Source organism: Paraplanobispora siamensis, assembly GCF_016863175.1.
Lineage (GTDB): Bacteria > Actinomycetota > Actinomycetes > Streptosporangiales > Streptosporangiaceae > Planobispora > Planobispora siamensis.
Map to the genome: position 1 here is coordinate 47189 of NZ_BOOJ01000045.1, position 23649 is coordinate 70837.

Here is a 23649-nt window from a genome sequence, read left to right on the forward strand (position 1 = left end):
CCCGGTAGGCGGTGACTTGACGGCCGCTTAACGCGCCTCAGCAGCTGCCTCAGTAACTGAAGGTCGTGGCGCCCTCGTCGCCGATCCACTGCCACATCGGGACGGTCCCGGCCAGCTCCGCTCCCTCGATCAGCCCGCTCTTGTCGAGCCTGCGGGAGTCGAAGCAGATGGGGCAGACCATGTACCGCCCGCCCGCCTTGGCGTAGCGCGCCAGCAGATCCGCCAGCGGCGGACACCCCTCGCACGCGACTCCGGTGGCGACGCCCTCCAGGGCCAGCCGGGTGGCCTCCTTGGTGAGGAACATCAGCGTCGGACGGCCCTGCTCGGCCGCGCCGACCGCGACCAGGAACGCCACCGTGACCCGCTCGGGGTCCTCCAGCCCGGTGGTCAAACTGATTACTGCCTTGCCTGCCATACGGCTCTCCTTTGACGGATGTGATGGAACGTGCCAGCGCGTCTCCCGCCCGGGGCGTCCCGGGGCGTGGGGTATCGCCGGATGCGGCAATTGCACCGCGCGCCCGGGGCGCCGGACATCCGTGCTCAGTACGGAAATCCGCCACGGAGAACCCGCTCCGCGCCGGACATGGACACCCGCCCGGATGGCGACATACTCGGATTCATGGATTCGGACGCCTTCCCCGACCTGCGGGCGGCCGGAGTGACGCCGCGCGAGCGGGAGATCCTGTGGCTCGTGGGCGAACGCCTGCAGAACCAGGAGATCGCCGCCAGGCTGCGGCTGTCGGAACGGACAGTGGAGAGCCACGTCTCGTCGCTGCTGCGCAAGCTCGGCGGGAGCAACCGGCTGGCCCTGGTCGACGCCGCGACCCGCCTGCGGGCCGGTCGCGAGCCCCGCGGCGTCCTGCCCAGGCCGCTGTCGTCGTTCGTGGGCCGGGAAAGGGAGATCGGCGACCTGCGCCGGCTGCTCGGCGCGCACCGGATGGTGACGCTGACCGGACCCGCCGGCACCGGCAAGACCCGCCTGGCGCTGCACCTGGCCCACGAGGCGACCGCGCTGCCCCCGGCCGTCCTGGTCGACCTCGCGCCGCTGTCCCCCGGGGACGCCGTGGAGCGGACCTTCGCCGAGGCTCTGAGCATCGCCGGGGAGGAGCACCGGCTGCGCGCCCTGATCCGCGAGACCCTCGCCGAGGGCCGGCACTGGCTCGTGGTGGACAACTGCGAGCACGTGACCGCCTCCGCGGCGGCCCTGCTCGCCGACCTGCTGGCCACCACCGGCCACCTGCACGTGCTGGCCACCGGCCACGAGGCGCTGCACCTGACGGGGGAGATCGTCTACGAGATCCCGCCGCTGCCGCTGCCCGCGCTCGACGATCCGGCCGCCGTACTGGACTCCGGCGCCGGCCGGCTGTTCGCCGACCGGGCCGCCGCCGTCTCGCCCGGGTTCGAGGTCACCGCGGACAACGCCCGGCAGGTCGCGCTGATCTGCCGCCGGCTGGACGGCCTGCCGCTGGCCATCGAACTCGCCGCCGCCCGGGTCCGGTTCTTCGCCCCGGCCGACCTGCTGGCCCGGCTGGACGACCGCTTCGCCCTGCTGACCGACGGGGCACGGGGCTCACCGAACCGGCACCGTACCCTGGAGGAGGCGCTCACCTGGAGCTACGAGCTGCTGGGTGAGGACGAGCGGCTGCTGCTGGAGCGCTGCTCGGTGTTCCCCGGCGCGTTCGACTACGGCACCGCGGCGGGCGTGCTCGCCTACCCCCCGCTGGACCCGGCCGAGTTGCTGCGGATCTTCTCGCGCCTGCTGGACCGGTCGCTGATCTCCTCCCGGCATCGGGACGGGACCACCGAGTACCGGCTGCTGGACAGCGTCCGGCAGTTCGCGTACCACCGCCTGCTCGCCCGCGGCACCGCCGAAGACACCCGCGGCGCCGCCGGAGAGGCCCGCAGCGCCGCCGAGGAGGCGCACGAGCAGCACGCCCGCCACCATCTGCGCCACGCCGCGGCCGGCGCGCCGGATCTGCGCGGCCGCAACCAGGCCGCCGCGCTCCTGTGGATCGACCGCCGCTCGGCGGACCTGCGGGCGGCGCTGCGCTGGGTGCTCGACCGGGACGACACCACGGCCGCCTGGGAGTTCATCGCCGGCATCGGCACGGCGTGGGAGGTCGTCGGGTGCAACGGCGAGATATTCGACTGGCTCGACAGGCTGCTGCGGAGGCCCCTGCCGGACAGCGACCTGGGCTTCCGGGCCGCGATCACCTGCGCCGTCGTGCTGTCCTTCCAGGACACCGGCCGGGCCGGGGAGTTCGCCGGGCGGGCGTACCGGATGGTGGAGGGGGAAACCGGTTACGGCCGGGCAGACGACCGAGCCGATCACAGAAGGGCACTGGCCCTGCTCGTCCGCGGCTGGACGATGCTGTACGGCCCGCAGCGCGCGGAGGCGCTGGAGCATCTGAACAGGGCGGCCGAGATCTTCGAACGGCTGGGCGACGACTGGCACCACGCCCTGGCCCTGGGGAACTCCGCCCTCGCGCTCACCTCCGACCCCGAGGCCACCCTGGCCCGGCTGGCCCACGCGGCCGAGCTGTTCGGCCGCCTCGGCGACCACGTCAAGCGCGCCAACTGCCTCAACCACATGGGCATCCGGGCGATCGAGAACCGGATCCGGCTGGACGACGTGCCCGCCTGGCTGGCCGAGTCCGCACGCCTGGCCCGGACCGGGGGCAACGACCACGAACGGCTGCACTCCGAGCTCTACCGGGCCACCCTCGACCAGCACCTGGGAGACCACGCGATCGCCAGGACACGCCTCGCCGGTCTGCTCGCCGAGTTCCGGCGGATCGGGGACCTGCGCTGCGCGGTCCGCTGCCTGCTCGGCCTGGGCCGTACCGCGGCCTTCGACGGCGAGCACGAAGCCGCCCGGCGGCACTTCACCGAGGGCACCCGGATCGCCGTCGGCCTCGGGGACGTGCGCATCACCGCGACCGGCCTGCGCCTGCTGGCCGGGGCCGACCACGCCACCGGCCGCTTCGAGCGCGCCGCCGCCCTGCTCGGCGCCGCCGAACGGCTCGACCCCGTGCCCTGGGAGGGTCTCGTCCCCGACCCCCGGCTGCCCGCGGCACTGCGCGAGCGGATCGGCCCGGCGGACTTCGAGGCCGCCTTCGCCGCCGGATACGGCACGCCCCCGGCCCGGCAGCTGGACGGCTCCGGCCCTCCCCTGGGAACGGGTCTCCTCCAGAACGACTGAAGTCGCGGCCGGAGTGCGGGGGACGTCACGGCGCCGGCGAGTGCCCGGGGGAGACCCGCGCGGGTGCGGACCAGTGGGGGTCGCGGCCGGTGAGCCCGAGCAGCCGGTCCATCAGCGGCGCGTCGTCCGGCACGGGCACCGGCGGCCCGAACAGCCCCGGGCTGCCCTCCGGCTGCTCGGCGGCGATGGTGCCGACCCACCGGTAGGCGGTGCCGAGGACCTCGGCCAGGGCCGGATCGGCGCCGGGATAGGACTGTCCGGTCGCGACGGCCAGGTCCCAGCCGTGCACGACGACCTCGTCGAGCGCGGCCGCTCCGGCGACGGCGCCGGGGAGCCGGAGGCCGCCGACCTCGGTGGTGCCCTCCCACGCCGGTGCCTCCCGCCACGCCCGGGCGAGTTCGTCGAGGCGGGCCGGAATGCGCCGGCGCCAGTCCTCGCCCAGCCGGGACGCGTCGGGCACCGGGGCGGTGCCGCCGCCCTCGATCGGCGTCTTGGCGGCGGCCGCGGTGAACGCGCCGCACAGGCTGTCGATGTGGTCGAGCAGCTCGCCGACGCTGATGCCGCCGCAGGGCGTGGGCGCGGTGAGCTGGTCGTCGCGGACCCGCCCGATGAGATCGGCGAGTACGGCGGTCGCGGGGCGCGGATCGGTCGTCATGGTCAGATCGCCTCCGTGAGCTGGTTGAGGACGCCGTCCCAGCCCGCGCCGACCTGCTCGGCGACGTGGGGCAGCGCGATGGCCAGGGCGTCGAGCCGTTCGTGCACGAGGACCAGGCGGGTCCCGCCCTCGGGTGTCCCGTCGAGGGTGACGGTCAGCAGGGAGTCGAAGACCGGACCCGCCTCGCGGTCGGGCCCGATGAAACCCCAGCGCCAGACGATGCGCCGGTCCGGCACGAGTTCGAGCAGCCGGGCGTCGAAACCGCCGACGGGCTGGTCGGAGTCGGTCTGCCGGATACGGTACCGGCCGCCCACCCGCTCGTCGACCTCCACGCGTGCGCACTCCGGGGCCCCCGGCGCCAGCCATCGCTGCAGGATCGCGGGGTCCAGCCAGGCCCGGTAGACCGCGTGCACGGGCGCGGACAGGACACGCTCACGCCGTACGACGGGAAAGGCGGCGAGGTCGGTCGTCATGGTGTCTCCTCACTGGCGGGTGGATGCGGTGAGTCGAGGACGTGCTCCAGGGCGTCGAGCCGGGAGTCCCAGAAGCCCTCGTAGAAGCGGAGCCAGGCCATCGCGTCGGACAGCGGACCGGATCGCAGCCGGCACACGTGCCGCCGCCCGGTGACGGTGCGCTGCACCAGCCCCGCCTGTTCGAGGACCTTCACATGTTTGGACGCCGCAGCCAGGGACATGCGCAGCGGCTCGGCCAGTTCCCCGACCGCGAGCTCCCCACCGGCGAGCCGCCGCAACATGCTGCGCCGCGCATCGTGCGCCAGAGCATGGAAGACCGCGTCCAGCGCCTCCTTATCCTCAACCATATGGTTGAGGATAAGGTTGGCCGCTTCGAAGTGCAACCAAAAGGTTGAATTTCATCCGCCGGGGGTTTCGTTGTGGACGCGACCTTGTCGAGCACCGACTTATCGGAATCCGATCGCTACTGGTGTTCGAGATGTGACAATCGGTGACGTGTCGTCGCCCCAACATGACTGTCTTATTCAACTCTTCCGGGACCACCCTTCGCTGGCCGTGGAGATCCGCCGCCCTGGTCCTCGCCCTGGGACCGCCGCCCAGTCCGATCTGTCGGCCCTGGCGGCATGGTCCACGACCGCAACCGCAAACTGAGGAGATCACGACGTCCACGGACTGGCCCGTCTACAGCCCTTTCGCCCGTGCGCACTACGGCCGCGGCCTGGAGAAGGGGAAGACTGAAGGAAAGGCGGAAGGGAAGGCGGAGGGCAGAGCCGAGGAGGCGGTCCGGCTGCTCCTGCTGATGCTGGAAGCCCGCGGGGAGGTGCCGGACGAGGTGAGAGCCAGGATCACGGCCTGTACGGATCTCGCCCAGCTGGAAGCCTGGGCCCTCGCCGTGGCGACTGGCCGGACCGTGCACGACATGTTCGGCGGGCCGGGCGGAGAGGATCGCTGACGAGCCCGCCCGTGACACCAGGACGCCGGCCCTCTCGAGCCGCCCGGCTGGAAGGTGAGAATCACCGAAGGGCGAGAGCCGAGCCTGAGTGAGCTCAGTGGTACGCCAGGTTCACACTCAGGGCGGCCACCGCCAGGGAGAAGAACAGGGCCCAGGCGCCGAAGTCGTAGGCGCGGGCGCGCAGGTGGGCGGCGAACGCGCCGAGGAAGTACAACACGAGGCCGGAGGCGGCGAGTGTGCCCAGCACCGGTACGGCGAACCCGGCCAGCAGGCCCAGCGAGCCCGCGGCCAGCAGCGCGCCGAGCGGAAGCGTCCAGGATCGGGGCACGCGAATCTTGTCCGCCTGTTTCTTGGGGTACTCATGGCCGATGAGGTTGGCGACGGCGGCAAGGCCGGTGACGGCTGAGGCCAGGAGGGTGACCACGAGATAGGTGGTGAACACTGAGGTTCCCCTGTCCGTGAGGGTGATGGGCCGATGCTTCGCCTCACGGACGAGACCGCCCGCCCGCAACGTGACATGCCCTCGTATGAAACGGGTCACCAGGGTGAGGACGGCGACGCCGAAGGGCCGCCGAATCCGACGCCCGGCTGCTCCGGGATGAGCTCACTGTCCTCGCCGGTCGGCCCGGGAACGTCGTCCTTGACTGTCTGGAGAACATCCGTCCCGCCCAGAGCACGCAGAAGGCGCACTGAGGGACATCCCCGGAGCGGGGCCGTTCGACTGCGGGACGTCGGAGACATTCAGCCGGGACATTCGTCCGGGGAACCTAGACTCCCTCCCCGTGCGTGTGCTCCGGGTGGTCCTCATGTTGTCCGTCATCTACGTGATCACGGCTGCTCCTGTGTTCCTCGTGGCCGGCCGGGTGATCCTGCAGCACGCGACCCCCGAGGCGGTCGAGGTCTTCATGGAACTTCCGGGCCGTCTTCCCGGCGAGTCCTACGACTCGCGGATCGAACCGTTCAACCACGCGCTGGACCGGGCCGCGGAGCGGGCCGAGGCGCATCCGGAGGACCTCGCTCCGCCGTACCTGCTGCGTCATCCGTGGCGAGTCGTCGCCCCCTGCGTCAGCCCGCGCGGGCATGAGCTGGCGGCCGCGCCGCTCACCGGGGTGGCCTGGCCCGACGGACTTCGGACGCCGTTCACGATCGTTCCGGAGGTACGGCCGGCACGGTACAGCCACGCCGGGCTCATGGCGGTCATGGACGCTGATCCGGGCCCGTTCGGCGATGACAGGATTCACGGAGCCGGGATCGACGCCGAGCGCAATCTGGTCGTCCTGGACGCGAACGGCTTCGATCAGGAGCTCCGTCACCGGCTGGCCCGGAACTACGGTTCCGAACGGGTCTCCCTCCGCTGGGAGCCGTGGGGAGAACCGGCGATCCACGACCTCGGTTGATCCCCTGGGAATCCTGTGACGGCCCTTGCGGGTGAGAAGCTGATGCCGTGTGCCATACCTGCCAGCGGTTGTCAGGTACGGCCACCATGATTGGACCCATGGAGACTCTGACGGCACGGCGGCTCAACCGTGCGACGCTGGCCCGGCAGATGTTGCTCGCCCGGGAGAAGGCCGACGTCGTGACGGCGGTGGAACGGCTCGGCGGGATGCAGGCGCAGGAGGCGAGGCATCCGTTCACCGGGTTGTGGACGCGGATCGAGGGGTTCCGGCGGGAGGACCTGCACCGGGCGTTGCATGAGCGGTCCGTCGTGCGGGGCATGATGATGCGGGCCACGTTGCATTTGGTGAGCGCGGCCGACTACGCCGGATTCCACGCCGCGGTGGATCCCGTGCTCGCCGCGGCGCTGAACGGGCGGGGGCAGCTGACCGCCGGGCTGGACCTGGAGGCGCTCCTGCCGGTCGCCCGGACGATCCTGGCCGACGGGCCGCGAGACTTCACCGCGCTGCGCGCCCTGCTGCAGGAGGAGTTCCCCGAGGCCAACGACCGCGCGCTGGGCTATGCCGTACGGACCCGGCTGCCGCTGGTCATGGTCCCCACGCAGGACCGCTGGGCCTTCCCGCCCTCGGCGGACTTCACCTTGGCGGAGACCTGGCTGGAGGAGAAGGACGGCGGGAAGGGGGCATCGGGCGATCCGGCGGAGGAACTGGTGCTGCGCTATCTGGCGGCGTTCGGCCCGGCCACCGCCGCCGACGCGCAGACCTGGTCGGGGCTCAAAGGGCTGCGCGCCGTACTGGACGGCCTGCGTCCGAAACTGGTCACCTTCCGCGACGAGAAGGGCCGTGAGCTGTTCGACCTGCCCGAGGCCCCGCGGCCGGAGGAGGACGTGCCCGCCCCCGCGCGCTTCCTGCCCGACTTCGACAACCTCGTCCTGGCCCACGCCGACCGCACCCGCCTGATGGCCGAGGAGTACCGCCCCCGCGTCACCACCAAGAACCTGCGGGTGCGCGCCACGTTCCTGTGGGACGGCCTGGTGCGCGGCACCTGGCAGGCGGAGACCAAACGCAAGACCGCCGTCCTGATCCTGACCGCGTTCGAGCCGCTGCCCGAGGACGCGATCGCCGCCCTGACCACCGAGGGCGAGGAACTCCTGCGCTTCCTGGAACCCGACGCGACCGCCTACGAGGTCCGCGTGGAGGACTCCTGACCACGCCCCGGCGGGAGTTCCGCAAGGGCCTGTGGGGCGGCGCCGCGCGGGCCTGACACTCCGCGCGGCGGTGGCTGACCCGGTTCAGATGACGGGTCGGCCTCAAGCGGCGGGCCCGGTTCGGATGACGGACCGGCCTCAGACGGCAGGCCACCCTCGGGCAGTGGGCCCGGCCTCAGGTGGGGGTGGGGTCAGCCGTTGCCGGCGACGGCTTTGCTGACGGCGTTGGGGCCGTCGTACTCCCGGTCGGGGATGTTCTGGAGGGCCTTGATCATTTCGTTGTCGGCGCCCTGTTCGCGGGCCGCGTTCACGAGGTCGTCGCGGCCGGCCGGGTAGTCGACGCCGGACAGGTGCTTCTGCAGATCTATCGGGTTGAGTGTCTTGGCCATGATTGTTCCCCCTGGTGGTGCGTTTCCCTTTCGCCGGACCGCATACCCGGTTTCGGGCGGGGTAGACCGCCTGGTCATCGAGGCCGTGTGCCCGCCGGGAGGGAGCAGCCGGATGTCCGATCGCATCGCCTACCCGTGGGGGAGCCGCACGCCGTACGGCCCGCCGGCCGTCGTGGAGCGCCTGGCCGCCAGCCTGCCGGGGCGTCTGAAGGACGTGCTCCCGGGGGACATCGGCCGCCGCAGTCCATGGCCGGTGCGGGTGGACACGTTCCTGGAGGAGGGCGTCGGCGAGGAGGACGTGGACGCCTGGGTCCAGGCCGCCTCGCTCATGCACTCCAACGGCGACGCGATGGACATCGCGGTCAAGGACGGCCGGATCGTGGGCGTGCGCGGCCGGGCGGGGGATCGGGTCAACCACGGGCGGCTCGATCCGAAGGACCTGTACGGCTGGCAGGCCAACAACAGCCCCGACCGGCTGACCCGCCCGCTGATCCGCGGCTGCGGCGGCGAACTGGTCGAGACCGACTGGGACACCGCGATGAATCTCATCGTGGCCAGGTCGAAGGAGCTGCTGGACGGGCCGGGCGGCTGGGGGCACTTCGGGTTCTACACCAGCGGCCAGCTCTTCCTGGAGGAGTACTACACCCTCGGTGTGATCGGCAAGGCCGGCATCGGCACGCCGCACATGGACGGCAACACCCGGCTCTGCACGGCGACGGCCGCCGCGGCGCTCAAGGCCAGCTTCGGCACCGACGGGCAGCCCGGCTCCTACACCGACGTCGACCACTGCGACGCGATCGCGCTGTGGGGGCACAACGTGGCCGAGACGCAGACGGTGCTGTGGGCGCGGATGCTGGACCGCCGCCGCGGGCCGCGGCCGCCGGCGATGCTGGCCGTCGACCCGCGGGAGACGCCGGTGGCGCGGGAGGCCGACGTGCACCTGGCGATCCGCTCGGGCACGAACATGGCGCTGATGAACGCGCTGATCCACGTGCTGATCGACAGGGGCCGGTACGACGAGCGCTACGTCAGGGCCCACACGCTCGGCTTCGAGGAACTCCAGCGGACCGTGGCCGAGTGCACGCCCACGTGGGCGGCGGAGATCTGCGACGTGCCGGTCCGCCTGATCGAGCAGGCGGCCGAGCTCCTCGGATCGTGCGACCGGCTGCTGTCCACCGTGCTGCAGGGCTTCTACCAGTCCAACCAGGCGACCGCCGCGGCCTGCCAGGTCAACAACATCCACCTGCTGCGCGGCATGCTCGGCCGCCCGGGCGCCGGCCTCTACCAGATGAACGGCCAGCCCACCGCGCAGAACACCCGCGAGGCCGGGGCCGACGGCGACCTGCCGGGCATGCGCAACTGGGAGAACCCCGAGCACATCCGCCGGCTCGCCGAGCTGTGGAACGTGGATCCGTCGGTCATCCCGCACTGGGCACCGCCGACCCACGCCATGCAGATCTTCCGGTACGCCGAGCAGGGTTCGATCAAGCTGCTGTGGGTCTCGGCGACCAACCCGGCGGTCTCCCTGCCCGATCTGGCCAGGATCCGGCGGATCCTGGCCAGGGACGACCTGTTCCTGGTGGTCCAGGACCTGTTCCTGACGGAGACGGCCCGCTTCGCCGACGTGGTCCTGCCCGCGGCGACCTGGGGCGAGAAGCAGGGGACGTTCACCAGCGTCGACCGTACGGTGCACCTCGCGGACAAGGCGGTCGAGCCGCCCGGTGAGGCCCGTTCCGACCTGGACATCTTCCTGGACTACGCGCGCCGGATGGACTTCCGCGACAAGGACGGCGCACCGCTGATCAAGTGGCACGACCCCGAGTCGGCCTTCGAGGCGTGGAAGGCGTGCTCGGCGGGGCGACCGTGCGACTACACCGGGATCACCTACGAGAAGCTGCGGGGCGAGAGCGGCGTGCAGTGGCCGTGCACCCCGGCGGCGCTGCGCGGCACCGAGCGCCTGTACGCCGGGGGACGCTTCAACACCGACCCCGACTACTGCGAGACCTACGGCCACGACCTGGTCACCGGCGCGGAGTACAGCGAGGAGCAGTACCGGGCCAGGGAGCCCCGGGGACGGGCCTTCCTGCAGGCGGCGCCGTACCAGCCCTCGCCCGAGGTGCCGGGTCAGGAGTATCCGCTTCTGCTGACCACCGGCCGCACCGTCTACCACTTCCACACCCGGACCAAGACCGGCCGGGCCCCGCAGCTGAACGACGCGGCCCCCGAGCCGTGGGTGGAGCTCAGCCCCGGCGACGCCTCCGCGATGGGCGTGTCGGAGGGGGACACGGTGCGGGTCGAGTCGCCCCGGGGAGCGCTGGAGGCCAGGGCGCGGGTGTGCGGGACGCGGCCGGGGGTGGTGTTCGTCCCGTTCCACTACGGCTACTGGGACCTCGACGACTCCGGCCCCGGCGACCGGGCCGCCCGCGCGGCCAACGAGCTGACGATCACCAGCTGGGACCCGGTCTCCAAGCAGCCGGTCTACAAGGTCGCGGCGGTCCGGGTGAGCAGGGTGGCCGAGGCGGGCGGCACCCTGTCGGCCGCTCCCACCGTGGGCGCCGCGGCCCCGCACGACCCGCGGGTCCCGCCTACGGCCGGCGGCCCGGCGGCCGAGGCCTCCGAGAGGTTCGGGACGTCCGGGAGACCGGGGCACGGAGGGGCCGGGGTGCAGGAGCGCTCGGGGCTCCGGCGCGATCCGGGAGACCGCGAGCGGTTCACCCCGCGGCAGCCGGCCGGGGAGCCCGCAGGACCCGCGGCGGAGGATCAGCCGGAGGCCCGCGTGCCGCGGCGGACGGAGGAGGAGTGACCATGCACCTTGCGCACTACCTGGGGCTGCTGCACCGCTCCCAGACCGAGCTGGCCCGGGCCTTCAGGGAGATCGGGGAGCACCACCGCGACGAGCCCGACGTCTACCACGTCTGCGAGCGGCTGGCCGCGCAGTGCGACGACCACGCCCGCAGGCTGGAGCCGTTCGTCCGGCGTTATTCGGAGGAGGCCCCGCAGGAGCCCGAGCGATTGCACTCCACGCTCTTCTCGGGCACCCGTTCCGGCGGGCTCGGCCTCCTGCGCGACCTGCACGACCTGTACCTGATGGCCGCCGAGTGCGACATCTCCTGGACGGTGATCGGGCAGGCCGCGCAGGGGGCGCGCGACACCGGGCTGCTGGAGGTCGTCAGCCGGTGCGAGAGCGAGACCGCCACCCAGATGACGTGGCTGAGCACCCGGATGAAGCAGGCCGCTCCCCAGGCGCTCGTGGTCGCCTCCTGAACGGGCGCGGATCCCTCCGGCCCGGGGGAGGGCTGTCCGCGGGGCCGTCCGGTGGCTAGCGTGGGGGCGAGGCCGGGGACGCAGCCCCGGGAACCGGGATAGGCAAGGGGGATCGCGATGGACATCATGGACGTGATCGACCAGGCGAAGGACAACGCCACCGTGAACCGCGTCTTCGGTGAGCCGATCACCCGGGAAGGGGTGACGGTCGTCCCGGTCGCCAAGATCGCCAGCGGCGGGGGAGGCGGCAGGGGTAAGCAGGAGGGCGGCCAGCACCCCGGCGAGGGCTCCGGCGGCGGGTACGGCCTCAGCGCGACCCCGGCCGGGGTGTTCGTCATCAAGGACGGCGAGGTCCGCTGGCAGCCCGCGGTCGACGTCAACCGGATCGTCCTGGGCGGCCAGATCGTGGGCGTCGTCCTGCTGCTCACCGCCCGCGCGATCGTGCGGATGGCCACCCGGCGGCGGCGCGGCCGGCGGCTCCGTAAGGGCTGACGACCCGGCGGATCGCCGATCCGGACCGGAAAGCCCCAGGTGAGTCCCCCTTTCCCGAGGGAATGAGGCAGGTCGGGGAAGGGGGACTCATGACGGGGGTTCCGAGCGGGGGAGGGAAGACGCCGGACGGAGCGGGGCCGGCGCAGCAGGGAGCGGCGCCGGACGGGGCGGCACAGCAGGGAGCGGCGCCGGACGGGTCGGCACCGGCGCACGGTGGAACGGCCACGGCCACGGCCACGGCCACGGCCACGGCCCGGGACGGGCCGGTCCGCTGGTGGACGGCGGCACGCTGGGCGATACTCGTCCTCGCGGGAGTGATCATCTATCTGCTGCCGCAGCCCGAGGGCGTCAAGCCGGGAGGGTGGGCGGTCCTGGCCGTCTTCGCGGCCACCGTACTGGGCTGATCCTGCAGCCGATGCCGCTGGGAGCGGTCGCGCTGACCGGGCTCACCGTCATAATGATCACCGGGATCCTGGAACCGGCCGTGGCGCTGAGCGGGTTCGCCGAACCGGCGATCTGGCTGATCGTGGCCGCGTTCTTCATATCCGTCGCGTTCACCAAGACCGGCCGGGGACGGCGCATCGCGCTGGTGTTCGTGCCGGCGCTCGGCAGGCGCAGCCTCGGGCTGGCCTACGGGGCGGCGCTGACCGACCCGGTGCTCGCACCGGCCGCACCCGGCAACACCGCCCACGTGGCCGCCATGTACGGGGCGTTCCTGGCGGCGGCCGCGGCCGCCGGGGCGCCTCCGGTGATGTCGGCCCTGGTCCTGGGGTTCATCGGTTCCCTGTACGGCGGGCTGACCCACTACGCCTCGGGTCCGGCGCCGGTGCTGTTCGGCGGGGGGTATGTGACGCTGGCCGAGTGGTGGCGCCTGGGGGCGATCGTGGCCGTCGCCAACGTCGCGGTGTGGATGGCCGCGGGGCCGCGTGGTTCAAGGTGCTGGGCGCCTGGTGAACGCGTAGGCGCCGGACGCGCGGGCACGGGGTGCCGGATGTCCGCTGGACGCGATGCCGGCCGGGGCCCGCGGCGGGCCCCGGCCGGAGGCCGGATCATCCGGCCTGGTAGACCTGCTCCCCGCCGACGAAGGTCATCGCCACCTTCGCCCGCCAGATGTCCTGCGCGGGCTCGGTGAACGGATCACGGTCCAGGACGACGAGGTCGGCGCGGTTGCCGGCCGCGATGACGCCCGCCTCGTCGTCGTGGTTGATCCAGGCCGACCCGGCCGTGTACGCCGTCAGCGCCGTGGCCAGATCCAGGCTCTGCCCCGGCAGGAACGGCGTCTGGGCCGTCGGATAGGTCGCGTGCACCGAGGTGCCCGGCTCGGTGCGGTTGACCGCGACGTGCATGCCCTGGACCGGGTCGGCGTTCGACACCGGCCAGTCGCTGCCGGCGCAGAACCGGGTGCCGGCCCGCAGCAGGTCCGCGAACGGGTACTGCCACGCCGAGCGCTCCTCACCCAGGAACGGGATGGTCAGCTCGTCCATCTGGGCGTGGTGGGTGGCCCACAGCGGCTGCAGGTTGGCGGTCACGCCGAGCCGGGCGAAGCGCGGCACGTCGGACGGCTCGATGATCTGCAGGTGCGCGATGTGGTGGCGGCGCTCGTGGCGGGTGGCCGGGTCGGTGCCCTCGAAGCTGTCGAGCGCCTCGCGCACCGCCCGCTCGCCGATGGCGTGGAAGTGCACCTGGAAACCGTGCCGGTCCAGCTCGGCGACGTAGCCCTTGAGCAGCTCGGGGTCGACGTACGACAGCCCGGTCCCGCCGCAGCGGCAGTAGGGCTCGATCACCGCGGCGGTGAAGTTCTCGGTGATGCCGTCCTGCATGATCTTCACCGAGGTGGCCCGGAACGTCTCCAGTCCCTCGGCGGACTTGCGGCGCTCGATCAGGTCGGGGATCTGCTCGGCGCCGCGCGTGCGGTCCCACCACAGCGCGCCCACGACCCGGGCCTTCAGCCTGCCCGCGGCCGCCGCCGCGACGTAGGTGGGCAGCTGGTCGTCCGAGCCCGCGTAGGAGCCCACGATGGCGTCCTGCCAGCCGGTGACGCCCAGGGAGAACAGATGCTGCTGGGCGTCCATCAGCGCGTCCGTCAGGTCCTGCTCGGTCGGGCGCGGGGTGAGCAGGCCCACCAGGTCCATCGCGCCCTCGTGCAGCACGCCGCTCGGCGTGCCGTCGGCGTCGCGCTCGATGCGGCCGTCGGCCGGGTCCGGGGTGTCGCGGGTGATCCCGGCGATCTCCAGGGCCCGGGTGTTGACCCAGGCGGCGTGGTGGTCGCGCTGGATCAAATAGACCGGCCGGTCGACGGAGTCGAGCTGCGAGCGGTGCGGCAGGCCGCCGGGGAAGGCCGACATGTCCCAGCCGCCGCCGTCGATCCATTCGTGATCGGGGTGGGCGGCGGCGTAGTCGTGGACCTTCGCGACGTACTCGTCCAGCCCGTAGACATGCGACAGGTCGCACTTGGCCCGCTCCAGCCCGGCCTGGACCGGGTGCATGTGGGCGTCGGTGACGCCCGGGATCAGCAGGCCGCCGCCGAGGTCCACGGTCTCGCATCCGGGGCCGGCCAGCCGTACGACATCGGACTCGGCGCCCGCCGCGGCGATCCGGCCGTCACGGACCAGGACGGCCTCGGCGAACGCGCCCGCGGCCAGGAAGGCCCGGCCGCCGCGGAACAGCAGGTCTGTCACGCCCTCACCGCCGTGGCGAGGAGGGTGGGCAGGTGGGTCACTATCTCTCCTTCTCATCCGGACGATCGGGTCCGGGGGGGCAGGTCCGGTGGCCGGTGAAGCTCAGCGGCCGGTGATGGAGTCGGCCACGCGGGCCAGCACGGAGGTGCGGCCGAGACCGGCCTTCTCCCGGGCGTCGGCCCGGCGGTACAGGTCGTACATGGTGTGCACGCCGATCCACCGCAGCGGCTCGATCTCCCAGCTTCGCACCTTGCGGTCCACCCACGGCAGGCGGGTCAGCTCGGTGTCCTCGCCCAGGATCAGGTCGCGCAGGGTACGGCCGGCCAGGTTGGCGGTGGCCACGCCGTGGCCGGTGTAGCCGCCGGCCCAGCCGACCCCGGTGGAGCGGTCGAGGTGGACGGTGGAGCACCAGTCCCGCGGCACGCCCAGCACCCCGGACCAGGCGTGGGCGACGGCGGACTCCCGCACCGCCGGGAACATCCCGGTCAGCAGCTCCCACAGCGCCTCGACGGTCCACTCGTGGGTGCGTCCCCGGTCGTCGACGCGCGAGCCGTACAGGTAGGGCTTGCCGCGCCCGCCGAAGGCGATGCGGCCGTCGGCGGTCCGCTGGGCGTACATGTAGTAGTGGGCCATGTCGCCCAGCAGCTCGCAGCCCTGCCAGCCGATGGAGTCCCACAGCGCGCCCAGCGGCTCGGTGACGATCATCGAGCTGTTCATCGGCAGCCAGGCCCGGTGATACTGCTTCAGCTCCGCGGTGAAGCCCTCGGTGGCGCGGATGACGTGCCGCGCGCGGACCGTGCCGTACGGCGTGCGCGCCGCGCGCGGGACGATCTCGGTGACCGGGGTCCGCTCATAGACCTCCACACCGAGGGCCCGCACCGTGTCGGCCAGCCCCCGCACCAGGGCGGCCGGCTGGATCCGGGCGCAGTGCGGGCTCCAGACCGCGTTCACCGCGCCCGCCACCCGCAGGCGCTCCTCCCGCTCGGCCGGCTCCAGCAGGCGCAGGTCGTCCTCGGTCCAGCCCCAGCGGCGCGCGTGGGCGACCAGCTCGTGCAGCCTGCGGTCCTGGGCGGCGTTGGTGGAGACGGTGGTGACCCCGCCCTTGACGATGTCGGCGTCGATGCCCTCCTCGGCCGCGACGGCGATGACCTCGTCGATCGTTTCGAACATCACCCGCTGGAAGCGCCTGGCGGCCTCCTCGCCGTGCGTCCTGGCATAGCGCTCGGGGGTCCCGGCCAGCTCGCCGACCAGCCACCCGCCGTTGCGCCCGGAGGCGCCGTACCCGGCGAACTCCTTCTCCAGCATCACCACGCGCAGGGCCGGGTCGGCCTTCTTCAGGTAGTACGCGGTCCACAGCCCGGTGTATCCGGCCCCGGCGATCACGACGTCGGCGTCCAGGTCGCCGTCGAGGGGGGCGCCCGGAGCCGGCAGGCCGGACGATCGGAACCAGAAGGAGACGTCTCCGTTGACGAAGTCCTCAGACAAAGGAACACGCGTACTCATGGCCCCATATCCTGCTATATCCGTCAATCTGGACATAGCTTGCGACGGAAACCGTTGTACAACCGCATCATGAGTGATCTTCCTCGACGTAACGGCGGTCTCACTTCCATGTAGCGGTGCCGTAACAGGCCTCCGTCAGGATGTTTTCCGATGGAGGGAGCGTTCTGATGGGGTTTCTGCGGATTCGTACGACGGTTGACGAGCGACCGGGACGGCTGGCGTCGCTGGCCGCCGCGCTCGCGGAGAAGGGCGGCAACATCCTCGGCCTGAGCGTCCAGCCGGACGTCGACGGCACGGTGGACGAGTTCGTCGCGGAGATCCCGGCCGCGCCCGAGGCCGTGCGAGAGGCCCTGGAGGCGGCCGGCGGGCGCCGGGTCCAGGTGGTGGCGGCCACCGCCCACGAGCTGACCGACGAGCCCACCCGCGTGCTCCTGCTCGCCTCCCGCCTGCGCTCGGCGCCCTGGCGGCTGCCCCAGCTCCTGGCCGAGCTGCTGCGCGCCGACGACGCCCGGTGGGTCTATGGTGCGGAGATGAGCGACCTGCCCGACCCGACCCTGCTGACCGTGCCGGTCGCCCCGCGACGGGCGATCCGGCTGCGCCGCGCCGAGCTGCCCTTCACCCTAACCGAGGCCGCCCGGGCCGCCTCCTTCGTGCGGCTGGCGCAGCCCCCGGCCGAGGCCGCCTCCTCCGCCGAGCGGGCCGTCAAGCTGGCCGACGGCACCGAGACGCAGGTCAGGCCGCTCACCATGATGTACCGCGAGGCCGTGCGCGACCTGCACGAGCGCTGCTCGCCCGAGAGCCGCCGCTTCCGCTACTTCACCGCGATGCCCACGCTGCCGCCCCGCATCTTCGAGCGGCTGTGCGACCGCACCCGCGGCCACTCCCTGGTCGCCGGGTTCGACGGGCAGGTGGTCGCCCTGGCCAACCTGATGTTCACCCCCGACCCGGGGATCGCCGAGATGGCCTTCCTGATCGAGGACCGCTGGCAGGGCAAGGGCCTGGGCTCGGCGCTGGCCAGGATGCTCGTCGCCCAGGCCCGGGACCTGGGCTTCGCGGAGGTGAAGGCGACCCTGCTGTCGGACAACGCGCGCATGCGCCGGCTGCTGCTCTCGCTCGGCGCGACCCTGAGCTACACCGAGGACCCCGGCGTGGTCGAGGCCAGGCTGGCGATAGGCGTGATGGCGGCGGCATCCCCGAGCTGACCCATCACTTCGGCTTTCCGGTCCGGGGGAGCTCAGGGCCTCCGGACCGGAAAGTCATCCGTGCCGCTCCCGCGGCTCCTCCGGAGGCTCCTCGTCGGGAGCTCCCGGCGCGCCTTTCTGCGGCTCCGCCGGATCGGCCGGGGCCCCCATGGCGTCCAGGCGGCGCTCGATCCGGTCCAGGCTCTCCTGGATGCGGTCCAGCTTCGCGCTGAACGACAGCCCCGTCGAGAAGAACGACTCCTCCGAGGTGGAGACGCGCTCGCGCCGGCCGCCCCGCTCGATCAGGGCGATCGCCGCGCTCCGCACGGCCTCCAGCCGTACACCCTGTTTGGTGAGCACCTGCGCCGCCACGCCCTCACCCTCCCGGATCAGGCCCAGCAGGATGTGCTCGGTGCCGATGTAGCTGTGGTGCATGTTGAGGGCCTCACGCAGCGACAGCTCCAGCACCTTCTTGGCGCGCGGGGTGAAGGGGATGTGGCCGGACGCGGCGCCGCCCGCCCCCTGGCCGATGATCTCCTCGATGTCGTTGCGGATCTGCTCGCGGCTGACGTCGAAGCTCTGCAGCGTGCGGGCGGCGACGCCGTCCTCCTCTCCGGCCAGGCCGAGCAGCAGGTGTTCGGTGCCGATGTAGTTGTGATTGAGCCGCCGGGCCTCCTCCTGGGCCAGGACCACGACGCGGCGGGCACGATCGGTGAAACGCTCGAACACGGGCGGCCTCCGTGGGGGGTATCGGGTTGCCCTTCAACCCACTATGCGCCAGTTCACCCGTCCGGGGGGAGGACGTGGCGCCGGAGAATCCCGTAAGTGACCTGGATCCCTCAACGAGTCCTCAACGAGTCCTCAGCACCGAAGCTTACATCTTTGTGTGAGATTACGGCCGAATGTCTGGCATCCCCGGCGGACGGCGCCTAGGTTCGGCGCCATGACGATCCACGCGTTCATCGACGCCCTGCCCAAGGTCGAGCTCCACGTCCACCTCGTCGGCTCCGCCTCCGTGCCGACCGTGCTGGAGCTGTCGCGCCGGCACCCCGGCAGCCGGGTGCCGACCACGCCGGAGGAACTGCGGGCGTTCTACGTCTTCCGCGACTTCGCGGACTTCGCCCGGGTCTACCAGGCGGTCAACGCGCTGGTCCGCGAGCCCGAGGACGTGGCCACCCTGGTGACGGGCCTGGCCAGGGACCTGGCCGGGCAGAACGGGCGCTACGTCGAGGTGACGGTCACGCCGTACGCCCACCATGTGGTCGGCATGCCGATGCGGGCCGTCACCGAGGCGCTGGACATCGCCGCCCGCCGCTCGCTGGAGGAGTACGGCGTGCGGATCGGCTACATCTTCGACATCCCCGGCGAGTACGGCGCCGAGGCCGCCCGGATCACCCTGGACCACGCTCTGCGGGAACCTCCCCGGGCATTGGTAGCTTTCGGCCTGGCCGGGATCGAGCAGGAGCGCGTGCGCCACCGCGACGCCTTCCGGGACGCCTTCCGGGCGGCCACGGCCGCCGGCCTGCACAGCGTCCCGCACGCGGGGGAGATGACCGGTCCGGAGACCGTCTGGGAGGTCGTCGACCACCTCGGCGCCGAGCGCATCGGGCACGGCATCTCCTGCCTGGACGATCCCCGCCTGGTGGCGCACCTGCGTGAGAGGCAGATCCCGCTGGACGTCTGCCCCACCTCCAACGTGTGCACCGGCCAGGTCGCCCACATCAAGGAGCACCCGCTGCCGCGCCTGCTCCGGGAGGGGCTGTTCGTCACCATCAACAGCGACGACCCGCCCATGTTCGCCACCACGCTGACCGAGGAGTACCGCGTCGCCGCCGACGTGTTCGGCCTCGACCGCCCCGCCCTGGCCACCCTGGCCCGCAACGCCGTCACCGCCTCCTACCTCGACCCCGGGACCAGGCGGGAACTGCTGGCCGAGATCGACGCGCTGGTCTGAGGGGCGCCCCGCCGCGGGCCTTCGCCACGGGGCACGGCTAGAGCGTCAGCATCCATCCGTCGAGATAGCCCGTGTCGCCTGCCGCGACGTCCTCGACGCGGAGCCGCCACGTCCCGCTCGCCGGTGAGGAGCCCGCGTTCACCGTGTAGGTCTCGTGGATGATGTCCTCGCTGTCCTTGGGGCTCGGCGCCAGCACCGGGTACACCCTGCCGTTCGGACCGATCAGATCGACCTTCACATCACCCCGCCAGGAGTGGTGCACGTCGACGTAGACCTTCACATTGACCGGCGCGTTGCCGGGGATCCCGCCCACCACGATGGACGACTCCGCGGTGCCCCGGTCGGGGATGTCGTACCTGGTCCAGTTGGTGAGCTGGGGGACGGTCAGCATCCATCCGAAGATGTTCCCCGTGTCGTTCCTCTTGACGTCCTGGACGCGGAGCCTCCAGGTTCCGTTCGCCGGCGAGGAACTGGCGTTCACCCGGTAGTTCTCGTGGATGAAGTCGTCGTCGTCCCCGGCGGCCGGCGCCCGCAGCGGGTAGGTCCTGCCGTCCGGGGCGATCAGATCGATCTTCAGGTCACCCCGCCAGGAGTGGTGCACGTCGGCGTACACCTCCAGGTTCGCCGGCGCGTTGCCGAGGATCCCCTCCACCACGATCGACGACTCCACGACGCCCGGGTCGGGGATGGCGCGGGAGGTCCAGTTGTCGTAGGTGGGGGCGGGCGCCGGCTCCGGCCCGGGCCCCGCTCCCAGGGCCGCGTCGTCGAGCTGGAGCCGCGGAGTGGTGGCGCCCGGGTAGGCGATGGCCCTGCCGGTGGTCTTCATGGCCGCCTCCAGCTCCGCTGCGGTCTTGCCGGGGAAGGCCTGGCGGAGCACCGCGAAGGCCCCGGTCACGTGCGGGGCGGCCATCGAGGTGCCGCTCATCGGCGCCCACCCGCCGCCGGGCATCGAGGAGACGACGGCCGTCCCGGGGGCGAACACGTCCAGCAGCGGGCCGCGGTTGCTGAAGCCGGACACCTCGTCCTGGACGGTGGTGCTGCCCACCGTGACAGCCGAGGACACGCAGGCGGGCGCGTTCACCGCGTCGCCGAACCCGTCGTTCCCGGCCGCCACCACCGTGGCCACCCCGGCCTCCAGGAGGTCGTCGATGGCCTGCTTGCGCGGGTCGTCGTCACACGGCGCGGTGTAGCGGCCCCCGCCCAGGCTCAAGTTGGCGGCCACCACCGGCGTCCCGGCCTCCTTGAGCTGCAGGACCTTGTCCAGTCCCGCCAGCTGGGCACTGGTGAAGCTCAGCACGCACGGCGCGGCCCCCGGCCCGCAGAAGTCCTCCGACTCGAACTTGCTGAACACCTGGATCGCGACGAGCTCGGCCGCGGGGGCGACACCGGCGGCCGGGGCCCCGGCGAGGTTCTGGCCGTTGCCGGCCACGATCCCGGCCACGTGCGTCCCGTGGTCGCAGTCCAGGGCCGCGTCCGCGCACGGCCCGCTCTCCGCGTCGGCCGCGCCGGCCCCTTCCTGCTGGTCGGTGCCGCCGGGGCAGAGGCTGGAGGCGGAGTAGTCGGGATCGGCGGGCGAGAAGCACGCCTCGGCGACCACCCGGCCCCGCAGGAAGGGGTGGTTGACGGCGACGCCGGTGTCCAGCACGGCCACCACGCTCCCCGCGCCGGTCATGCCCGCCTCCCGGGTGCGGTCCCCGCCGATCAGCGAGACGCTCTGGGCCAGCACCGGCGGCACCGGCCGGTCCTCGGTCACGCTGACCACGCCGGGCAGGCCGGTCAGCCGCTCCAGCGCCGCCTCGTCCACGCTCAAGGTGACCACCGGGAGCCGGGACAACGTCTGCAGCACCCGGCCGGAACGCGCCGCGTCCGGCATCTCCTTGCGGGTCTCGGTGACCACGTTCACCCTGACCCTGCCGCCGCCGGCGACCCGGTTGCGCAACTCCGGGTCCACCTGCGGGGGCGCCGAAGCGGCCTGCTCATACGTGCTCACCGGCGCGGCGCCGGCCGGTGCGCTCCCGATTCCTGCGATTCCTGCGGACACCAGCGCCGTGACGACGCAGGAGACGATCGATTTCTTCATGCAAGTTCCGCCTAAAAGCGAAGAGATCCGTGCTCCATGGAGGCTTCATGGAGAGATGACGGGAGCGCGCCTGTCACGGCTGGACGGGCCGGATGGCGGGCGGACCCGCCATCCGGCCGCCACGCTCGGGCGTGGCTCGCCAGGGGTGCTCAGGTCGCGTTCGCGCCGTTCTTGGGATTGCCGAGGCGGACCCCTTGCCGGTAGGTCCACGCGAGCGATCTGCAGGTGCCCTTGATCCGGTACGCGGAGCAGGTCCAGTCGCGCAGCGTGGTGTAGAACAGGTCGTCCACGTCGACCCTGCGATACCGGTCGAGGTAGTACTTGTATCGCTTGTAGGTGTTGCCGATCAGCCCGTAACCGTAGTCGTGCATGTCGCAGGCCGGGCGGAAGTCATAGCCCAGGGGCTTGTCCACGGCCTTCGTGCAGTGGTCGTGGTTGATGCCGACGACCCAGTAGCCGCTGGGGAGCCGCTTCCAGTACGGCTTGTGCCAGCCGTAGTGCGCGGCCCAGGCCGCGCAGCCGCTCCTGTGGTACCACAGCCAGGCCGCGGCGTAGTAGCAGTACGAGGGGTAGGCCTGCGGGCCGGAGACGTCACCCGGCGGGAAGTCGCCCTGAGGCGGTCCGGAGGCCCCGGGGTCGTCGATTCCCGTCGCGCCCTGAAGGGGATCGCCGGGGGGCGGCACCGTGGGATCGGTGGAGGTCGCGGTGGGCGCCGCGGTGCCCGCCGCGAAGGAGAGCTCCCACGTGCCGTGGTTACGCGAGGCGATCGACGTCAGACGCCCGATCGCGTCGTAGGCGTAGGCGGCCTGGGGAGAGGCGTCCGTGCCGGGGTTGGTCATGGTGCGGAGCAGACCGGACGGGTCGTACCCGTAGCGGGCCACGGTCTGCGGGGCCGTGGCGCCGGAGGTGAGTGTGATCTCCTTGAGCCGGCCCGCGTAGTCGCCGAACGCGGCGGAGGTGGCGGTGGTCGCCGTGGCGTAGCGGATCGTCAGCAGCTCCTCGGGGGCGTCGCCGGCGGCCGGTTCCCTGATCGTGCTGACCCGTCCCTGGGCGTCGTAACCCACCGATGAGGTGCCGTGGGCGGTGTTGCCGAGGCCGGTCACCCTCCAGGCGTCGGCGCTCTGCAGGCCGTCCAGCCGGGTCCAGCCGTAGGTGAGGTTGAGCGCCGCGGAGCTGAGCGGGGCGCCGTCGGCGCCGGTGAAGGTGTCGTCACCCTCCTCCGGCTGCTGGTCGCCGAGGTTCGTCGCGACCGTCTCGGAGATCGAGGTGCGCATCGTCCCGGCGGCGGAGTCCCACCGGGTCGTCTCGGTGACCTTGGATCCGTCGGGGGCCTCGTACCGCCGGACACCGCCGCCGCCGGGGAAGGAGACGCTGCTGCGCAGCTCGTAGCGGGCGCTCTCCCCCTCGGCGAGGTCGGTGACGACGACGGCGCCGTTCTGGACCTCCAGCTTCCGGTTGATCATGCCGCCGAGGAACTCCGTCTGCCAGCCGGGCCCGAAGACCGCCAGCTCGGGACGGGACTGGGGGGCCGACTGCGGGCGGGCCAGGCCGCCGTCCACGGAGATCACGCCGTGCCTGCGGCCGATCGAACCGGCCGGCACGTCGATTTCGCTGATCTTGAAGGTGCCGCTGTCGGAGAGGTACCGACCCGGGCCGATCTGCTGGACCGGGGCCGGATCGGGGTTCTCGGCGGCGCGGGTGGACGCCGAGGCGGATGTCGTGGGGAAGATCAGGGGGAGTAGGGCCACTGCGATGACGGCGGTGCTCGCTAATCGGCGCACGTGCGCCTCCTCGGGGGGGTGAGCGAAGTGATCACCTGGAACGTAAGTGATCGAAGATCGCCCTACAAGCGCCCGAGAAGAAGATCACCGAGCGTGATCGTTTACGGCGGTATTATGTCCCCGATGCACCGCTCCAACGGAACGGGCGGTTGCTTGAATTGGTGGTGGACGCCTTTCCTGTTTCGGCGTTTTCCTTGCTCCGCGGTGTGGGCGGGTCGATGCGCCGCGATGTCACCGCAGTTCAGGCCAGCCTTCTCGGTCCATGCTGCTGCGCCGTGCGATTGATTCGGCGGGCGCGGGGAATGTGGTACGACCGATTTCCCGGGAAATTCAAGGTGATCACCCGCCGTTGCGCCGGCCCTGATGCCAACGGCGGGTATTCGCTTGGATTTCTACCGGTGCGGCTTGACGGAAGACATTTTTTATTCCTGCTGCAATATTCC

20 protein-coding genes and 1 pseudogene are annotated in these 23649 nt (G+C 72.0%); 10 read left to right on the plus strand and 11 right to left on the minus strand.

Annotated elements, in window-relative coordinates:
- Positions 1–49: 49 nt before the first annotated feature.
- On the minus strand, positions 50–415 hold the full coding sequence (locus Psi01_RS26225) for a DsrE family protein (protein WP_204066768.1): 366 nt from the start codon (positions 413–415) through the stop codon (positions 50–52).
- A 204-nt stretch (positions 416–619) separates the two neighbouring features.
- Between Psi01_RS26225 and Psi01_RS26230 the strand changes: the two genes are divergently transcribed.
- Positions 620–3202 carry an ATP-binding protein gene (locus Psi01_RS26230; protein WP_204066769.1) on the plus strand — a complete coding sequence of 861 codons (2583 nt, stop codon included), beginning with the start codon at positions 620–622 and terminating at the stop codon, positions 3200–3202.
- Positions 3203–3227: 25 nt separating this feature from the next.
- On the opposite strand, the gene Psi01_RS26235 is transcribed toward Psi01_RS26230, so the two are convergent.
- From Psi01_RS26235 to Psi01_RS26250, 4 genes are all read right to left on the minus strand, one after another.
- Positions 3228–3857 (minus strand): TIGR03086 family metal-binding protein, encoded by a 630-nt coding sequence (locus Psi01_RS26235; RefSeq protein WP_204066770.1) that lies wholly within the window; start codon positions 3855–3857, stop codon positions 3228–3230.
- Positions 3858–3859: 2 nt separating this feature from the next.
- Positions 3860–4330, minus strand: a complete 471-nt coding sequence (locus Psi01_RS26240) for an SRPBCC family protein (RefSeq protein ID WP_204066771.1) — start codon at positions 4328–4330, stop codon at positions 3860–3862.
- Positions 4327–4677: an ArsR/SmtB family transcription factor gene (locus tag Psi01_RS26245; RefSeq protein ID WP_204066772.1), complete on the minus strand. Its 351-nt coding sequence runs from the start codon at positions 4675–4677 to the stop codon at positions 4327–4329. Before Psi01_RS26245 ends, Psi01_RS26240 begins: the two co-directional genes overlap by 4 nt.
- Positions 4678–5376: 699 nt before the next feature.
- The gene (locus tag Psi01_RS26250) at positions 5377–5724 is read right to left on the minus strand and encodes a DoxX family protein (RefSeq protein WP_204066773.1); all 348 of its coding nucleotides are present in this window, start codon (positions 5722–5724) and stop codon (positions 5377–5379) included.
- Positions 5725–6064: 340 nt separating this feature from the next.
- Here Psi01_RS26250 and Psi01_RS26255 point away from each other — a divergent pair, with 340 nt between their 5' ends.
- Positions 6065–6679 (plus strand): hypothetical protein, encoded by a 615-nt coding sequence (locus tag Psi01_RS26255; RefSeq protein WP_204066774.1) that lies wholly within the window; start codon positions 6065–6067, stop codon positions 6677–6679.
- Between the two features lie 98 nt (positions 6680–6777).
- The gene (locus tag Psi01_RS26260; protein WP_204066775.1) at positions 6778–7884 is read left to right on the plus strand and encodes a winged helix DNA-binding domain-containing protein; all 1107 of its coding nucleotides are present in this window, start codon (positions 6778–6780) and stop codon (positions 7882–7884) included.
- A 191-nt stretch (positions 7885–8075) separates the two neighbouring features.
- Here Psi01_RS26260 and Psi01_RS26265 read toward each other — a convergent pair whose 3' ends face one another.
- Complete coding sequence (locus Psi01_RS26265; protein WP_204066776.1) at positions 8076–8273, minus strand: DUF2795 domain-containing protein; 198 nt, start codon at positions 8271–8273, stop codon at positions 8076–8078.
- 112 nt (positions 8274–8385) lie between these two features.
- On the opposite strand from Psi01_RS26265, the gene Psi01_RS26270 reads away from it, so the two are divergent.
- The 5 genes from Psi01_RS26270 (at position 8386) to Psi01_RS26290 (ending at position 13161) form a co-directional block, all read left to right on the plus strand.
- The gene (locus tag Psi01_RS26270; protein WP_204066777.1) at positions 8386–11076 is read left to right on the plus strand and encodes a molybdopterin oxidoreductase family protein; all 2691 of its coding nucleotides are present in this window, start codon (positions 8386–8388) and stop codon (positions 11074–11076) included.
- 2 nt (positions 11077–11078) lie between these two features.
- Entirely contained in the window at positions 11079–11537 is a 459-nt protein-coding gene (locus tag Psi01_RS26275) for a hypothetical protein (RefSeq protein ID WP_204066778.1), read from the plus strand.
- 117 nt (positions 11538–11654) lie between these two features.
- The gene (locus Psi01_RS26280; RefSeq protein WP_204066779.1) at positions 11655–12029 is read left to right on the plus strand and encodes a spore germination protein GerW family protein; all 375 of its coding nucleotides are present in this window, start codon (positions 11655–11657) and stop codon (positions 12027–12029) included.
- 89 nt (positions 12030–12118) lie between these two features.
- Positions 12119–12433 carry an anion permease gene (locus Psi01_RS26285; RefSeq protein ID WP_204066780.1) on the plus strand — a complete coding sequence of 105 codons (315 nt, stop codon included), beginning with the start codon at positions 12119–12121 and terminating at the stop codon, positions 12431–12433.
- Positions 12434–12444: 11 nt separating this feature from the next.
- Positions 12445–13161 (plus strand): SLC13 family permease, encoded by a 717-nt coding sequence (locus Psi01_RS26290; protein WP_204066781.1) that lies wholly within the window; start codon positions 12445–12447, stop codon positions 13159–13161.
- Here the strand turns inward: Psi01_RS26290 and Psi01_RS26295 are convergent.
- Complete coding sequence (locus Psi01_RS26295; RefSeq protein WP_204066782.1) at positions 13079–14707, minus strand: amidohydrolase; 1629 nt, start codon at positions 14705–14707, stop codon at positions 13079–13081. The two genes, Psi01_RS26290 and Psi01_RS26295, sit on opposite strands and share 83 nt — an antisense overlap.
- 102 nt (positions 14708–14809) lie before the next feature.
- Positions 14810–16210, minus strand: a complete 1401-nt coding sequence (locus tag Psi01_RS26300) for an NAD(P)/FAD-dependent oxidoreductase (RefSeq protein ID WP_204066783.1) — start codon at positions 16208–16210, stop codon at positions 14810–14812.
- Between the two features lie 167 nt (positions 16211–16377).
- On the opposite strand from Psi01_RS26300, the gene Psi01_RS26305 reads away from it, so the two are divergent.
- Positions 16378–17412: a GNAT family N-acetyltransferase gene (locus Psi01_RS26305; protein WP_204066784.1), complete on the plus strand. Its 1035-nt coding sequence runs from the start codon at positions 16378–16380 to the stop codon at positions 17410–17412.
- A 216-nt stretch (positions 17413–17628) separates the two neighbouring features.
- On the opposite strand, the pseudogene Psi01_RS44170 reads toward Psi01_RS26305, so the two are convergent.
- Positions 17629–18120 (minus strand): annotated as a pseudogene (locus Psi01_RS44170) (Clp protease N-terminal domain-containing protein); the annotation flags it as partial.
- 214 nt (positions 18121–18334) lie between these two features.
- Between Psi01_RS44170 and add the strand changes: the two are divergent.
- Positions 18335–19345: an adenosine deaminase gene (add, locus tag Psi01_RS26315; protein ID WP_204066786.1), complete on the plus strand. Its 1011-nt coding sequence runs from the start codon at positions 18335–18337 to the stop codon at positions 19343–19345.
- Between the two features lie 37 nt (positions 19346–19382).
- On the opposite strand, the gene Psi01_RS26320 is transcribed toward add, so the two are convergent.
- Together Psi01_RS26320 and Psi01_RS26325 are read right to left on the minus strand one after the other, a co-directional pair.
- Positions 19383–21425 carry a S8 family serine peptidase gene (locus tag Psi01_RS26320; RefSeq protein WP_204066787.1) on the minus strand — a complete coding sequence of 681 codons (2043 nt, stop codon included), beginning with the start codon at positions 21423–21425 and terminating at the stop codon, positions 19383–19385.
- Positions 21426–21574: 149 nt separating this feature from the next.
- Entirely contained in the window at positions 21575–23206 is a 1632-nt protein-coding gene (locus tag Psi01_RS26325) for a phospholipase A2 (RefSeq protein WP_204066788.1), read from the minus strand.
- Between the last annotated feature and the right edge of the window lie 443 nt (positions 23207–23649).